The 691-nt window shown below is 50.2% G+C and carries 1 protein-coding gene; it reads right to left on the bottom strand.

What is annotated here, in order from left to right:
• Nucleotides 1-278: hypothetical protein (locus AC01FP_RS18440; RefSeq protein WP_474482314.1), on the bottom strand; the 278-nt coding region annotated here is incomplete at its 3' end.
• Between the last annotated feature and the right edge of the window lie 413 nt (nt 279-691).

Raw genomic sequence — 691 nt, 5'->3', positions numbered from 1 at the left:
CTCATGGCGCTACCCTTAATCAAGGCCGCCTGAATGGCAGCCAAGGAGTGACAACTTTCCTGAAAGTCACCGGAACGACAAGCAATCTTTGAACTCACATCGTGGATGCTGACAGCAACGAAGGGAGCATCAGAACCATTAGAAGAAGCAACGTAAAGCTCTCCAAGCTCAGCTCCTGATGGAGTTGTCGATTTAATGATTTTAGCGGATTGATTATTCTGGGCAAGAGTGGGTGTTGCTATAAAAATAGTGGCAAAAATGAAAGCGAATTTAATCATAGCGAAAGGCTCAGCAGGCCTAAAATGCAAATCCATCAAAAATTAGCAAATATAATTCGTAAGGTCAAGGGCTTGCTAAGATAAGTTAGGATTAGCAAGCGAGATTCTTGAGTCCCAGGATATCCGCGCGAGAATTGAGGCGCCAACCAAGGCCAGAACTGAGGTGATGGGCGACAAGCAGCTTGGCTTCTCCGATTCGGTGAGGATCAAGCCATTGCAGCGGATCTTGTAAGCAGGGCTTGCCTGAGAGAGCGGATTAGCAAGGGCCGACCCAAGCCGCTGATCCTCCACGCTGATAACGGCAACGCCATGCGTGCGGCCACCTTGGAGAGTCATCTGGAGGGACTAGGAGCATGTCGCACATAGATCCACGCGCGCCCAATCCACAGCCAGCCCTCAATCTGCCCAGAACC

The organism is Cyanobium sp. NIVA-CYA 375 (assembly GCF_056108345.1).
Note: the sequence above shows the minus strand (reverse complement) of the source record. Positions and strands in the feature narration are given on the sequence as shown.